Origin of the sequence: Corynebacterium propinquum DSM 44285 (genome assembly GCF_000375525.1) — a bacterium.
GTDB lineage: Bacteria > Actinomycetota > Actinomycetes > Mycobacteriales > Mycobacteriaceae > Corynebacterium > Corynebacterium propinquum.
This window is the reverse complement of the sequence record NZ_AQXC01000001.1, coordinates 320,955-335,254: the sequence shown is the minus strand read 5'-3', so window position 1 is coordinate 335,254 and position 14,300 is coordinate 320,955. Positions and strand designations below refer to the sequence as shown.

The window sequence follows — 14,300 nt, the reverse complement described above, 5'->3', positions numbered from 1 at the left end:
CATGATTTCCCGGGTGCGAGTTCAGAAAGCTATTTAAAGGGGCAGAGCATGAGCACCAAGCAGGACCGGCAAGAAGAGGCTCGGGACATTAAATCCGGCGACGATCAGCCGTCGAATATGTCTGAGGTCTACCTGCCGTTCATTGGCTTCTTCATCGTGATGGCCGTGGGCCTGGGCCTGGTCATTGGTGGTTTCAACGCTCTGGAATACCTCTAAAGCTTAAACCAGTGTGCTCACCCGCTCCCGTTTTCGGGAAGCGGGTTTTTCGCATGCCCTGCGGCGATGCTGAATTCTTGACCCCGTTAGGTCCCGAGTGGAACCTAGGCGTTATTGATATCGGTGTTGATATCGGCAGCGCCGAGAGCACCCACCCCGCCAGGCAGACTATGCAGCTGTACCTGCGGCAGCGCTGCGGCGTACGTGTCGACGACACGCTGGCTGCGCACACCGGATGCGCAAAACACCACAGCCTCATCAGCACCGCCAAGCGCGTCGGCGATATCCGCGCTGCTGGTGATCTCGCTCAACGGAAGCCGCAGCGGATGGTAGCGCTGGGCAAGATCCGCCACGTATTTTTCATGCGGCTCACGCACATCCAGCGCCACCGCGGCACCCGAAGCGACACGCTGTAACAGGGTATCTGCCGGGTCTGTGTTGGGTACCGCGCAACTGGTGCCATAAAAAGCAGCTAATTCCGTGGTCAACGGACGCTGCGGATCCGCACCAACCCGGTAACTCGTGAGCGAAGCTGGTAATGCCTGATAGCGAAGGACCCGTCCCGGCTCAGAGCGCAGCCCTGCAAGGTAGGCGATGGCTTCGGTAGACATCAGCCCGGCAACCACGGACGTCGTCACCCCCAGTACACCGGCGGTCGCACAATCGGGCGCGCTTGCGGCATCGGGTTGTTCCGGAAATAAATCCCGTAAACCGACGCCGCGTTGCACGCCCTGCCGCTGTCCATCGGCACTAGCACCGGAATGCCATAGGGCGACCTCACCGGAATAACGCAACACTGTGCCCCACACCAGTGGGATGCCGAGAATCTCGCAGGCATCGGCGACCAGGTATTTGGTGGCAAAGGTATCCGAGCCATCCAATACCAGGTCCACGCCGCCGACTAGCTCCACTACGTTATCAACCCGCACACGCTCAGCGACCGCATTAATCTGGATCTCCGGCTGCAATTCCCGGGCGCGCGCCGCAGCGACCTCAACCTTTGGCTTACCGATATCTCCGGCGCCAAATAAAATCTGCCGGTGGATATTGCTGAGATCCACCGTATCGTCGTCCACCAGCGTGATCGTGCCGACGCCGGCTGCCGCTAGCTGCTGTAAAGCTGGGCACCCCAAACCACCTGCCCCGATAATCAGGACGTGGCTGGCATGCAAACGAGCCTGCTGTACCGGGCCAAACCCCGGCAGATTCATCTGGCGTGCGGTGCGATGAATTTCACGGTCGGGTAGCTGGGCAAGGGCATCGTATGCGTTAGCGGCAGGATCAGTGGCCATGGCCTCTACCTATAGCACTTGGTCCGACCACGAGGCCAGACCATCGAAACTGCTCGAGGCTTGTGCATGCTCTCGGCGCGGGATACGCCCGGCGGTGCGGGAAAGATAGCCGCCGATCACCGCGTGACGCATCGCCTCGGCCATCGCGACTGGATCTTGGCAACGGTTGATGGCACTAGCCAGCAGCACTCCGGAACATCCCAGCTCCATGGCGAAGGCAGCATCGGAGGCGGTGCCGATACCGGCGTCGATCAGCACGGGGATATCTGTGCGGGAACAAATCAGCTCGATATTGTGCGGATTCAAAATTCCTAAGCCAGTGCCAATCGGTGAGCCTAGCGGCATCACAGCGGCAGCCCCGGCGTCTTCGAGCTTGCGTGCCACTACTGGATCATCAGAGGTATAAGCCAGGACGGTAAAACCTTCGTCGACCAGCAACTCGCATGCATCGAGGGTTTCAGTCACATCGGGCAAAAGCGTGTGCTCGTCGGCAATGACCTCGAGTTTCACCCAGTTGGTGCCTAGTGCTTCGCGAGCCAGTTTCGCGGTGATCACGGCATCCCGGGCGGTGCGGCACCCTGCGGTGTTCGGCAAAGGGTCAATGCCTAAACGCTGCATCAACTCAAAAACGGATTCGCTTCCGGTAGAGGTTGCGGCAGAATAGCGCCGCATTGCCACCGTGGTCAGCTGCGTGCCGGAAGCCACTAGTGCTTTTTCCAACATCTCCTGTGACGACGACCCACCGGTGCCCATGATCAGGCGGGAATCGTAGGAGCGATCAGCAATCGTGAGCATATGGTTGCTTAGCCTCCCTGGCGCGCGTTGAGAATATCAATGGTCTCGCCGTCGTTCAGCAGGCGGCACCATTGTGAAGCCGGTACTACCTCGCCATCAATCGCGACCGCGATGCCGGCGGTGAGGTCTTTGCCGGTAATTTCTTTGACCAAGGCGGTGACGTCAACCGCGGAGGTCTCGTGCGGCTGATCATTGACGGTGATGTGCACGGTTTTGGGGGATTCGTTACTCATGGTCGGTCCTTCCTAGGGGAGCAGTTAGCGGGCATCGCGAAGCGGGGCACAAGCACTGATGTCGACGCTGAGTTGATCGTCATCCACGCCGTCGATGAGTTCGCGCGTGATGCGAGCAGCCAGCGCAGAAAGCAAAATCCCGTGCCGAAAATAGCCGGTAGATACCACCAGGTTAGCACTGACCCGCCCCAAATACGGCAGGTCATTGGGGGTGCCCGGGCGGGCGCCGGTGGTGGCTTCCAGGAACTCGCATTCTTCAATTCCCGGCACAATGCGGATGGCATCGCGCAGCAGGTCATAGACCGAGGACGCTGGTGGGCCAGAGCGGTGATCTTCTCGGCTGGTGGCACCAATCGTGATGCGGCCGTCGGCACGCGGGATGATATAGATCGGGCGGTCTTCCACGAAACCGCGAATCACCCGGTCACACAGTGGCTGCACGTGCGCTGGGCAGTGTAATTGTAGAACTTCGCCATAGACCGGCCGCAGTTGGAATGCCTGGTGCACGTCGGGCTTGTCGACGTCGTCCAGCACCCCGGAAATGTGTGCGGCTCCCAAACCGTTGGCGAGCACCACCTGGGTGCCGGGATAGCGGCCATGTTCTGTCACGACCGTGCCCGATTCCACCGCCGTGGCTTTTTCGCGCACTATCTGCGCCCCCATATTCTCCAGGGCATCCAGTAGCGCGCGGGCAGTCAGACGCGGGAAAACTTGGTGATCACCGGGAATTTCCACCGCACCTGCCACCGCGGGGGAAAGCGCAGGTTCGAGTGCACGGGCTTGGCGCACCGTCAGCTTGGACACTTCCATGCCGTGGGCATTTTGGTAATTCATGAGCTCGGACAAATGCTGCGAGTCTGCGCGATCAGCGGCAACTACCAGTGTGCCTTCGGTGCGATAGCCAGTAGGAAGGTCTGTGTGCGCGGCAACAATCTCCATGAGTTCCGGGTACCACTGCCCGGATTTCTGCATGAGCGGAAAGAGCGGGTCCTGCTGGTAGACCACCTCCGCAGCCGGGGCCAGCATGCCTCCTGCATGATGCGTCGCACCGGAGGCTGGGGCGGGATCAATCACGCGCACGCTATGGCCGTGGTGTGCTAGTTCGACCGCAGTGGCCAGCCCCACCATGCCAGCGCCGATGATATTAACGTCAACGACAGTGGCGGCCTGTTTCGTGTTTCGGTAATCCGCGTGCCCAGCGGTGACATTCTTGACGACGTCCGCAACGTAGTCTTCCGGGTTCTCGGCATGCATGATTCCACGCACAATGGCGACACCAGAGACTCCAGTGGCAGCTAGTTCACGAGCATCGTCGACGGTGACATCGCCAATAGCAACGACTGGAACCTCGCTTGCGGCCACGATCGGTGGATAGCCAGCAATCCCCAGCGGCGCGCGGCCAGAATCCTTCGTCGGCGTGGCGCGAAACGGCCCACAACCGATGTAATCAAGATCGTCGGCATGCGCATTCGCTGCTGCGGCTAGTTCCACCGTGCCCGTCGTCAAGCCAATGACCGCGCCGGGCCCCAACAACTCACGCACCTTGTCGACGGGCATGTCGTCTTGGCCCACGTGCACGCCAGCGATCGGGTAGCCGTCGGCTTTGAGCTTGCCGACGAGCTCGACAGCGTCGTCGACCAGCACTGCGCACTCAGGTGCTACTTGCGCGACAGCCACGGAAAGATTCGCGGCAAGCTCATATAAGGCGGCCGTGTTAATCGGCTTGGAGCGCACCTGAATGATGCCAGCGCCGCCGCGGGCGGCAGCCACCGCGCGGGCAATGATCGCCTCGTGGCTGCCGGAACCAGTGACGAAATAACAGCGGAGATCTAGCTGGTCGCGGGCGCTGTGAGATCGGGATGGGAAGGGCACAGGCATGAAACCACCACTTTGCTCGCTGGATTAAACTGCACTGGAATGCTGGAATAATAGTTGACAAGATTTGAAATCTATCTGCCTATTGTGCCAGACTAGAGCGGTTGATTGTTAAGGATACGAACCGGTCACACCGCTAGTCATCACAGGAGAATCACCCTGGGGTTATTAGTGGTTGCTAGGCTCCTCTTTCCCGACGTATTAAGGACACTGCTATGAACAACATTCTCGATAAAGTCGATGCCGCGCAGCTGCGCGATGACATCCCAGAATTCCGTGCCGGTGACACCCTGGACGTAGACGTCAAGGTCATCGAGGGTTCCACCCAGCGTACCCAGCTCTTCTCGGGCGTGTGCATCCGTCGTCAGGGTTCCGGTATCCGTGAGACCTTCACTGTGCGCAAAATCTCGTTCGGTATTGGCATCGAGCGTACTTTCCCGGTTCACTCGCCAAACATCGATTCGATTAAGGTGACCCGCCGCGGCAAGGTCCGTCGTGCGAAGCTGTACTACCTGCGCAACCTGCGCGGCAAGAAGGCTCGTATCAAGGAAAAGCGCTAAAAGTTTTTCGCAGATGTTGCAAGCACCCAGGTGGGAATTTTTCCACCTGGGTTTTTGTGTAGCTACGGTTCGCAGCCCCGCTGTAGTGCTGGCGCACTGCTTATTTCCCGCTGCTAAGGTGTAATCCGTGACTAGCCAAGAAAACCGTCCTGGAGATGATGCTGAGTCCGTCGATGCACTGGATGCTGGTGATGCTGGCGTGCAACCCGTTAACGACACGGCTGCAGACGACGAATCCAACGCGCACGCGGAGGACCTGGAAGATGACCGCAAGCCCCGCCTGCCGGCGTGGGCGGAAACCGTCCTGACGGTACTGGTGGTGCTGGTTGTAGTCGGCCTTTTTCAAAACCTGATTGGACGCCAGTACGTAATTCCTTCAGCCTCTATGGAACCCACCTTGCACGGCTGCCCGGAATGTACCGATGACCGGATCTTTGTGGAAAAGGTCAGCTATTATTTCTCGGACCCACAGCCAGGCGATGTCGTGGTGTTTGAAGGCACGCCGTCGTGGGCTGGGATGTACCAATCGCCGCGTTCTGATAACGCGTTGCTTGCTCGCATTCAGGATGGTTTATCGTTGGTGGGGTTGGCGGCTCCGGATGAAAACACCTTGGTCAAACGCATTATCGCCACTGGTGGGCAGACCGTGTCGTGTCAGGAAGGCGATGCGGCTGTGATGGTTGATGGGAAACCGATCGACCAGTCATATATCCAAACCCCGCCACAGTATCCGATCGATGAGAGCGCAGGCTCGCAGGCCTGTGGCGGCCCATATTTCGGGCCGATCGAGGTCCCGGAAGATTCCTATTTCATGATGGGTGATAACCGCACCAACTCGGCGGATTCCCGGGCGCATATGTTTGATGACCGCCACGGCACGATTCCTGCGGAAAATATCCGCGGCAAAGCGCAGTTTGTCTTCTTCCCGTTTAACCGCTTTGGCGGTATCGATGACCCGGATATTCAGCAATAGCACCGACTCACCCGATGCGGGCACTGATGTTACGAGTTTGTGGCGGTGGCGGATCATCCTCGCTACTGCTGTTGTGACTTTCGGCGTGCTGGCTGCGGTGCAGGCGTTCGTCGGCAGGTTTTATGTCGTGCCGTCGGCGTCGATGGAACCCACGCTGCAGGGGTGTACGGACTGCGCGGAAAGCAACGACCGCATCATCGTCGACAAGCTGGCTTATCGATTAGGTGAGCCACAACCCGGTGAGGTGGCAGTGTTCGATGGCACGGATTCCTGGCAGGCAGGTTTTTCCTCCCCACGTAGTGATAATCGATTCGTCCGGGGGCTCCAGAATGCCGGAGCAGCGATTGGATTGGTGGCTCCGGACGCGAATAGTTTTGTGAAACGTGTCATCGCCACGTCAGGCCAAACTGTGCAGTGCATGCCAGGTGATCCGGGGGTGCTTGTCGACGGCGTGGCGTTGGTTGAACCGTATATTGCGAATCCACCTACGCATCGTGTCGACGGGCCGGGTGGCGCGCCAGAATGCGGCGGAGATTATTTCGGTCCCGTGACCGTGCCGGACGGGCACGTATGGGTGATGGGGGATAACCGTACTAATTCGCTGGATTCGCGGGCCTATCTCGGTGATCCATACCAGGGCACGGTTCCGGTAGAGAATTTCATCGGGAAAGTCCGCGGGATAATTTTGCCGCTTGCTCGGTTTGGCGGGGTGGAATAACCGCATGAATAGTAGCGCGCGATCGTCGGCTAGCAACTCGACTGCGAAACTCCACGGGAATCCCAGCTGGATGGAACAGCACTTGGAAGACCACGGCTTCGGCCCGGTTGCAGGTGTTGATGAAGCCGGGCGTGGAGCCTGCTGTGGGCCGGTGACGATCGCCGCGTGTGTGTTGCCTTCCGGGCCTCTGCCGGAGCTAGCGGCGTTGACGGATTCGAAGAAGCTGTCCCCGGCGAAACGGGAAAAGCTCTTCGATATCATTGTTGACAAGGCTATAAGCTTTACCGTGGTGCATGTGTCGGCTGCTCGCATTGATGCGAGCGGTATTCAACACGCGAATCTCTCGGGGATGCGCCGCGCATTGGCAGGGCTGGGGCAACCGGTGTCTTACGTACTCAGCGACGCGATGAAAATCCCGGGCCTCACTGTCCCGCAGCTTCCAATTATTGGTGGGGATGCGGCTGCGCGCTGTATATCTGCGGCTAGCGTGCTGGCGAAAGTCAGCCGGGATCGTCTGATGGTCGAGCTCGATCAACGGTACCCAGGCTATGGCTTGGCCGGGCATAAAGGCTATGGCACCAAAGCGCACAGCCAAGCAATTGCAGAACGTGGTGCCTGCCCCGAGCATCGTCGCAGTTATGCGAACGTTGCCGCAGCTCATGCGCAGTGGGAAGCGCTCCAGCACGACTAACCTGTGCGACAGCAGTACTCACCCCGCCGCCAGTACCCAGATGCCAGCACCCAGATGTCACGAGTCCCGGTGCGCCGCAGCCGTGAAAGGCGGTGCCGGGATTAGACTGGTGACCGAATTGTTCGCCAACACCTGGTAGTCGCCCGCATAAGGAGTAATCGCAGATGAGCGCAGAAGAACTGGACAACTACGAAGCGGAAGTCGAGCTGTCCCTGTATCGCGAATATCGTGATGTCGTCAGCCAGTTCTCCTATGTGATTGAAACTGAGCGGCGGTTCTACCTGGCCAATGCCGTTGAACTCATCCCGCATACGTCTGGTGGCGATGTGTATTACGAAGTCCGCATGTCCGATGCCTGGGTGTGGGATATGTACCGGGCGGCTCGTTTCGTGCGTTATGTCCGCGTCATTACGTACAAGGACGTCAACATCGAAGAGCTGGATAAGCCGGATATGATTGTGCCAGAGTAATTCGCCCAGCTTTCCATGCGGTTGTTTGCCCCAGTACACGGAGTGTGTGCTGGGGCTTTCCCGTGCGCCCATCAGTCGGAGGCGTGCTCGGGTGTTGCGCGACTTCTAGGGGCTAGGAGGTTCTAGTGGCTGGCGGTTCTAGGCTCGGAACAACTCCTGGCACCCTGTCAAATTCTGCGCGCTAAGGGTGTGGATAACTCAAGTAGTCCACAGATTTGGTTGACTTCCCGGACATACTGCTTGTTTGGGGGCGCTTGCCGACGAAAACTAGCGGTATCTGGAAAAGCTTCAGATACAGCAACTGTTTTGTTGGGGGAGTTTGTCATGCCTACCCATGCACGCCAATTGGGCCAACGCGGCGAAGTGATTGCGCAAGATTTTTATCGCAACCGAGGTTATGAGGTCGTCGCTAGCAATGTGTATTACCGCGGCGGTGAAATCGATCTGATTGTCCGGCCTACTGCGGGCCCACCCGGTTCCGTTGTTTTCGTGGAAGTAAAAACTCGTAGTAGTACCGCATTTGGTGCGGCCGAGGCTGTGACTGCCCAGAAATTGCGGCGTATGCGTCATGCTGCAGCTCGGTGGCTGAGTGAGCAACAGCGTTGGCAGCGCCCCTCGTTTCTGGGGCCGGTCCGCTTTGATGTTGTGGTGGTTCGAGCTGATGTTGATCCAGCACAAGGTGCTGCCGTAGAAATTTTCGAGGGGGTAGAACACGGTGCTTGCTAAAACTCATACCGTTGCCTTGTCTGGTGTTCATGCCGATATCGTTACCGTCGAAGCCAATATTGGGCCCGGGCTCCCGGGCATCCACGTGGTCGGGTTGGGCGATGCAGCCGTCAACGAATCACGTGATCGTATCCGTACCGCAGTAGCAAACGCGCAATTAGGCTGGCCGAAAACCAAAATTGTGGTGTCCATGTCCCCGGCGGGTTTGCCGAAGTCCGGTTCGCATTTTGATTTACCGACGGCGCTGGCGATTTTGGAAGCCGCAGAACGTTCGCATCGATTGGAACATCGGGATTTAGATTCCACCTTAGTGCTGGGCGAGCTTGGATTGGACGGGCGTGTGCATGCGGTCGCCGGGATCGTACCAGCGCTGTTGGCAGCACGCCGTTTCGGTTTTGACACCGTGATTATCCCGCCTGCGAATGCCGCTGAAGCCGCACTGCTTGATGACATGAACGTTCTGGTCGCACCCACGCTGAGCGCCGCGTATTACTGGATGCGTGGGGAAGCAGAGCTTGCCGACGCCCACCGTTATGCCAATCATCCTGATAGGTCGGGGCCTCCGAGGTTGGATTTCGCGGATATCGCAGGCCAAGAAGAAGCGATCCGCGCAGCAGAAATCGCGGCAACCGGTGGCCACCACTTGTTATTGATCGGTCCACCAGGTTCTGGAAAATCCATGCTGGCTGCGCGCATACCGGGGATCATGCCGGAGCTGACGACCTCGCAAGCGCTGGAAGTCAGCGCGGTGCATTCTGTTCTGGGAACTGGCAGCGCACCCAGGTCGGTGATTACCCAGGCACCGTATATCGCCCCACACCATTCCATCACCCGCGCCGGGCTACTCGGCGGTGGCTCTGGAAATCCGCGCCCTGGTGCGGTGAGCCTGGCGCATCACGGCGTGTTGTTTCTTGACGAGATTTCGGAAATGCCAGCAGCAATCGTCGATAGCTTGCGTACCCCGCTAGAGCAAGGCGAAGTGCGGCTCGTGCGCAACCGCCGAGAAATTATTTTCCCAGCGCGGTGTCAGCTGGTACTCGCGGCGAACCCGTGCCGGTGTGCCGCCGAGGATGCCACGAAGTGTCGCTGTCGACCGCATGAGCGCATGCGCTATTTGAATAATCTGTCTGGACCGATGCGCGATCGGTTGGATATGACTGTCCGGACACATTCGCAGGCGGCGACGTTGGTGAGTAAGAATGCGCGCAGTTCGGCAGAAATAGCGGATGCGGTGGCCCAAGCGCGCGAGCGTAGTGCCCACCGCTGGATGAAAGCAGGTATTGCGGTCACCACTAATGCCTCGGTGCCTACGACGCTGCTACGTCGTGATTTCGCAGCCGATTCCGCTGGCATGGCATTGTTGCAGGCTCACTTGGCGCAGGGTGATATCACGCAGCGGGCTGTCGACAAGGTATTAAAATTGGCGTGGACGCTTTGTGATTTGTCAGGTGTGGCACAACCGGGTTTGGAAGAAATTGCCCAGGCCATAGAAATACGCGGTGAGATGGCACAGCCGCAGCAGGAGCTTGCGGTATGACCCACGAGGGAATGAACGACACCAGCGATAACGGCGGCTGCAGCAGCATTAGAACTAGTACTAGCACCAGCAGCAGCGGTAACAATGCTGAACGCTATGCATGGGCATATCTCAATCGAGCGATCGAGGGGCCATCGCAACCACTCTGGCAGCTTTTACGCGCCGGGAGAGATGCCACAGAAATTGCGCGCGGGGTTCGCAGACGGGCGAGCTGGCTGCACGACCTGTTGGGACAAACAGAAGCCCGGCATGACTGGTGCCGGTGGGAACAAGACCTGGAAATAGCCACCCGCTACGGTGCACGCTTGGTCACCCCGGACGATGCTGAATTTCCGACGGAAACATTTGACGCAGCCTTTGGCTTTGCTGAACTCGGAGCAGCGCGTGCAGCGAGTGGTTCGAGCAGCGGGGCAGGAGCTAGCGCGCCGCCGCATGGTTTGTGGGTGCGCGGACAGGACCTTCGGCAACTGGTGGCGCAATCTGTCGCTATTGTCGGTACGCGTTCGATGAGCGCATACGGGAAAGCCGCCACCGAGCAGTTAGTGCGGGGCCTTTCTCCTGCGCAATGGACAGTGATCGCCGGAGGTGCACTAGGCATCGATGCCGCAGCACACTCAGCTGCTTTGGCTTCGGGTGGAAAGACCATGGTCATTACTGCCTGTGGCGTAGACAAAGTCTACCCGCGCGCTCATACGAAGTTGTTTCAGACCATAGCAGCAGGTGATTCCGGGGCGATGGTGACCGAATACCCACCAGAAACGCCGCCACAACGCCACCGCTTCCTTACTCGCAACCGACTAGTTGCGGCATTAACCGAAGGCACCGTGGTAGTAGAAGCCGCCTGGCGCTCCGGGGCGCTCAATACTGTGCACTGGGCGGAAGGATTCGGTAAAACCACGATGGCGGTACCAGGGCCGATAACCACAGTAGGATCACTAGGCTGCCACCAACTCCTCAAAGACGGTCGAGCACAGTTGGTTACCAGCGCCGATGACGTACGCGAATTACTCGGAAGCATCGGCGAGGTTGATGCGACCGGCCAATATGAACTGCAATTTAGCCCCGACCCAATACAAAAACTATCGCGCAATGAACTCCGCATCTATGACTGCACCCCAGCACACGGTTTTCCAGGGAAGACAGCCGAAGAAATAGCCACAGAAGCTGGAATGCCGCTAGGGCTTGCCGTTCACCTGCTATTGGAACTCCACAAAACCGGGCTTGTGACACGCGAAGCCGGCCGGTTTAGCCGCACATCCTGACAACGCGAACAGGACCAGCCCGCGTACCAGCCTATAATCAACCGCTATGGACACGGGCACAGAGAAACCGCGCAGCCAAGGTAAGCAGCGCAGCCAATTGCACGAAGCCATCGACGACTTCACTGACTATCAACACTTTGTGCAAGGCCGCTCGCCAGCCACGGTGCGCAGTTACCGCAGCGACCTGTACGATCTCGCAACCCATATTCCCACCTTCGCCGAATTCCGCTTGCCCGCCTTACGCGCATGGCTAGCGACGGCAGTCCGTGATGGGAAATCCCGGGCGACGATTGCGCGCCGGGCTTCGTCGGCCCGGGCTTTTTCCACCTGGGCGCAACGACAAGGCTATCTAGATGCCGATATTGCTGCCCGACTGCACAATCCGAGTGCCGCGAATACCTTGCCTACCGTGCTGGCTGTTGATGAAGCGGCCAATGTGGTCTCGTCGACACCAAGGCAAGCAGCAGGCAATGATACAGGCTCAGACCCACTTAGCCAGCGCGATTCTGCGATCCTCGAATTGCTGTATGCCTCCGGCATGCGAGTTGCCGAGCTCGTCGCGCTCAACCTTACAGATCTCGACGTGGACCGCGGCACCATCAAAGTCACGGGTAAGGGAAACAAGCAACGCGTCGTCCCCTTTGGGCGTACCGCCGCGCACGCATTGAGTACCTGGATCGAACACGGTCGCCACGCCGTGCTCAAAAAAGCACACAGAGGTACAGACACCAATCACGACTCCCGTGGAAGCAAAAACCAGCACCAAGAACCTGCATTATTCATTGGCGCTCGTGGCAAACGAATAGACCAACGCCAGGTAAGACGAATCGTCGAGCGCGCCGGGATGGCGCACGGAATCAGTTCATTAAGCCCGCACGGCCTACGCCACTCAGCAGCGACGCATTTATTAGAAGGCGGGGCCGATCTACGCGTGGTGCAAGAAATCCTGGGGCATGCCTCCCTGCAGACGACGCAGCGGTATACCCATGTGACTGCCGAACGACTCAAACAGGTGCATGCGCAGGCGCACCCACGGGCGTGATGGGGTGATGCCCGGGGTGGTAACGATGCGGAATTTTCTTGCGAGCAAACCCCCGCTAATCCCAGGGCTTCAAGCGGATGATTACCTCATCTAAGAGATCCAAAGGATTGATATAGGTTTTCGGGCCAGTGCGTGCTCCCCAATGCAAGCCAGGTTCGCCGTTTATCGGGGGAGCCAAGGTGCCAATGATCTCGCCGGCAATAACGTGATCTCCGGCGCTGACCCGAGCAAAAACAGGCTGGTACGTGGTACGCAGACCACCATCGTGGTTAATCGACACAGTCGGTGTGCCCGCTACCGTGCCCGCGAAATGCACGGTGCCAGAACCGGCTGCGGCGATAGGCGCGCCGATGGCGATGTCGAGATCGACCCCGCGGTGGCCGGGTAACCAGTCCTGCTCGGGCGGGTCAAAACCTTGTAACACGGGAGATGGGGAGGCGCTGCGGGTGCCGGGGTCAACGTAATCGCCAGCAAAATCCGTGGAAGCAAGCTCTTCCGACACCTCGGCGGGGGCGGCGTGGACGGTCGGCGTGACGTCGGCAAGCAGCGAACAAGTCAGAGCCACGATGGCAAGAATTGCGGCGTGCGGATGAGGGATTGGCGGCAGATTCGTCATGGTTACACAGCATGTCGGAAAAGCGATGTGTACTCGTCGGAGCGTCGCTATGACTGTGGATAAAGTGATAGCAGACTACAGTAGTGACATAACGAAGCGCAGTTGTGGATAATTTCGGGACATCGTGCGCAAAAAGTTGGTGTTATCTGCCTGTTTAACCTAAGATACCGCTCAGCAGTGTGTGTTATGCGCACTGACTACGCGCGATGAAGTTTTTCGTCATCCCATAACAGCACCGAGGGTGGTGGAAAACCGGCGCCGACGTGGTCTCCTAAGCCTCCAATGATTGTGCTAAATCGTGTGGAGGCGCAGCGGAGTGTTGGCGGCGGACTTCATTGCCAGGGCAAGGGATAAAAACCCTTGCGCAACAAACACGGGGCTGATAACGCTGCAACACAGCACTACAGCTACGCAGCGGTATGGCCCTGTGACGTCCGTAAACAACCAAAACTATCTACCGAAAAGGAAGCTAACCATGGCAGTTGTAACCATGCGCGAGCTCCTCGACGCGGGTGTCCACTTTGGTCACCAGACGCGTCGCTGGAACCCAAAGATGCGTCGCCACATCTTCACCGATCGCAACGGCATCTACATCATCGATCTTCAGCAAACCCTGACGTTCATCGATGAGGCATACGAATTCGTGAAGGAAACCGTCGCTCACGGCGGCACCATCCTGTTTGTCGGCACCAAGAAGCAGGCACAGGAGGCTGTCGAAGAAGAAGCAAAGCGCGTCGGCATGCCATACGTCAACCACCGTTGGCTCGGCGGTATGCTCACCAACTTCCAGACCGTCACCAAGCGTCTGACCCGCATGAAAGAACTGCAGGCTATGGATGCGGCTGAGGACGGCTACAAGGGCCGCACCAAGAAGGAAGTTCTGACCCTGACCCGTGAGCGCGAGAAACTCGAGCGCGTTCTGGGCGGTATCTCTGAGATGACCAAGACTCCTTCCGCACTGTGGATCGTGGACACCAACAAAGAACACATCGCTGTTTCTGAGGCTCACAAGCTCAACATCCCAATCGTTGCCATCCTGGACACCAACTGTGACCCAGACGACGTCGACTTCCCAATCCCGGGTAATGACGACGCCATCGGCGCTACCAAGTTGCTGTCTCGCGTCATCGGTCACGCAGTCGAAGAAGGCAAGAAGGCACGCGAAGAGCGTAAGCTGGCTGCCGCTAAGGAATCTGCTGGCGATTCCGCTGACAAGGAACAGCGCGATGCCGCAGAAGCTGCTGCCGCCGCTGATCCAGCATCGGCAGAAGGCGCTTCTTCCGAGCAGGCTTAA

General features: G+C 58.5%; 16 protein-coding genes and 1 pseudogene. 11 read left to right on the top strand and 6 right to left on the bottom strand.

Annotated elements, in window-relative coordinates:
- Positions 1 to 48 precede the first annotated feature (48 nt).
- Positions 49 to 216 (top strand): hypothetical protein, encoded by a 168-nt coding sequence (locus tag B142_RS13455; protein WP_018119785.1) that lies wholly within the window; start codon positions 49 to 51, stop codon positions 214 to 216.
- A 104-nt stretch (positions 217 to 320) separates the two neighbouring features.
- Here the strand turns inward: B142_RS13455 and B142_RS0101560 are convergent, their stop codons facing one another.
- The 5 genes and pseudogenes from B142_RS0101560 to B142_RS13925 all read right to left on the bottom strand — a co-directional run.
- The gene (locus B142_RS0101560; protein ID WP_018119784.1) at positions 321 to 1,508 is read right to left on the bottom strand and encodes a ThiF family adenylyltransferase; all 1,188 of its coding nucleotides are present in this window, start codon (positions 1,506 to 1,508) and stop codon (positions 321 to 323) included.
- A 9-nt stretch (positions 1,509 to 1,517) separates the two neighbouring features.
- Positions 1,518 to 2,303: a thiazole synthase gene (locus B142_RS0101555; RefSeq protein ID WP_018119783.1), complete on the bottom strand. Its 786-nt coding sequence runs from the start codon at positions 2,301 to 2,303 to the stop codon at positions 1,518 to 1,520.
- A gap of 8 nt (positions 2,304 to 2,311) precedes the next feature.
- Positions 2,312 to 2,536: a sulfur carrier protein ThiS gene (thiS, locus tag B142_RS0101550; RefSeq protein ID WP_018119782.1), complete on the bottom strand. Its 225-nt coding sequence runs from the start codon at positions 2,534 to 2,536 to the stop codon at positions 2,312 to 2,314.
- Positions 2,537 to 2,560: 24 nt separating this feature from the next.
- The gene (gene thiO / locus B142_RS13115; protein WP_026167744.1) at positions 2,561 to 3,679 is read right to left on the bottom strand and encodes a glycine oxidase ThiO; all 1,119 of its coding nucleotides are present in this window, start codon (positions 3,677 to 3,679) and stop codon (positions 2,561 to 2,563) included.
- A 51-nt stretch (positions 3,680 to 3,730) separates the two neighbouring features.
- A pseudogene (locus B142_RS13925) lies at positions 3,731 to 4,414 on the bottom strand (thiamine phosphate synthase); the annotation flags it as partial.
- Between the two features lie 212 nt (positions 4,415 to 4,626).
- Here B142_RS13925 and rplS point away from each other — a divergent pair.
- The 9 genes from rplS to B142_RS0101500 all read left to right on the top strand — a co-directional run bounded on the left by rplS (position 4,627) and on the right by B142_RS0101500 (position 12,390).
- Complete coding sequence (gene rplS / locus B142_RS0101540) at positions 4,627 to 4,971, top strand: 50S ribosomal protein L19 (protein WP_018119780.1); 345 nt, start codon at positions 4,627 to 4,629, stop codon at positions 4,969 to 4,971.
- Between the two features lie 256 nt (positions 4,972 to 5,227).
- A complete protein-coding gene (lepB, locus tag B142_RS0101535; protein ID WP_026167743.1) occupies positions 5,228 to 5,944 on the top strand; it encodes a signal peptidase I in 717 nt (238 codons plus the stop codon).
- The gene (lepB, locus tag B142_RS0101530; RefSeq protein ID WP_018119778.1) at positions 5,922 to 6,662 is read left to right on the top strand and encodes a signal peptidase I; all 741 of its coding nucleotides are present in this window, start codon (positions 5,922 to 5,924) and stop codon (positions 6,660 to 6,662) included. The genes lepB (B142_RS0101535) and lepB (B142_RS0101530) overlap by 23 nt, the downstream gene beginning before the upstream one ends.
- Positions 6,663 to 6,732: 70 nt before the next feature.
- Positions 6,733 to 7,353, top strand: coding sequence for a ribonuclease HII (locus B142_RS0101525; protein WP_018119777.1), 621 nt, complete (start codon positions 6,733 to 6,735; stop codon positions 7,351 to 7,353).
- 164 nt (positions 7,354 to 7,517) lie between these two features.
- Entirely contained in the window at positions 7,518 to 7,823 is a 306-nt protein-coding gene (locus B142_RS0101520) for a DUF2469 domain-containing protein (protein ID WP_018119776.1), read from the top strand.
- 324 nt (positions 7,824 to 8,147) lie between these two features.
- Positions 8,148 to 8,549, top strand: coding sequence for a YraN family protein (locus B142_RS0101515; protein WP_018119775.1), 402 nt, complete (start codon positions 8,148 to 8,150; stop codon positions 8,547 to 8,549).
- On the top strand, positions 8,539 to 10,086 hold the full coding sequence (locus B142_RS0101510; RefSeq protein ID WP_018119774.1) for a YifB family Mg chelatase-like AAA ATPase: 1,548 nt from the start codon (positions 8,539 to 8,541) through the stop codon (positions 10,084 to 10,086). The genes B142_RS0101515 and B142_RS0101510 overlap by 11 nt, the downstream gene beginning before the upstream one ends.
- On the top strand, positions 10,083 to 11,348 hold the full coding sequence (dprA, locus tag B142_RS0101505) for a DNA-processing protein DprA (protein WP_018119773.1): 1,266 nt from the start codon (positions 10,083 to 10,085) through the stop codon (positions 11,346 to 11,348). Before B142_RS0101510 ends, dprA begins: the two co-directional genes overlap by 4 nt.
- Positions 11,349 to 11,394: 46 nt before the next feature.
- On the top strand, positions 11,395 to 12,390 hold the full coding sequence (locus tag B142_RS0101500; RefSeq protein WP_018119772.1) for a tyrosine recombinase XerC: 996 nt from the start codon (positions 11,395 to 11,397) through the stop codon (positions 12,388 to 12,390).
- Positions 12,391 to 12,445: 55 nt separating this feature from the next.
- On the opposite strand, the gene B142_RS11520 is transcribed toward B142_RS0101500, so the two are convergent.
- Positions 12,446 to 13,006 (bottom strand): peptidoglycan DD-metalloendopeptidase family protein, encoded by a 561-nt coding sequence (locus B142_RS11520; RefSeq protein ID WP_018119771.1) that lies wholly within the window; start codon positions 13,004 to 13,006, stop codon positions 12,446 to 12,448.
- Positions 13,007 to 13,481: 475 nt separating this feature from the next.
- On the opposite strand from B142_RS11520, the gene rpsB reads away from it, so the two are divergent.
- Entirely contained in the window at positions 13,482 to 14,300 is an 819-nt protein-coding gene (gene rpsB / locus B142_RS0101490; RefSeq protein ID WP_018119770.1) for a 30S ribosomal protein S2, read from the top strand.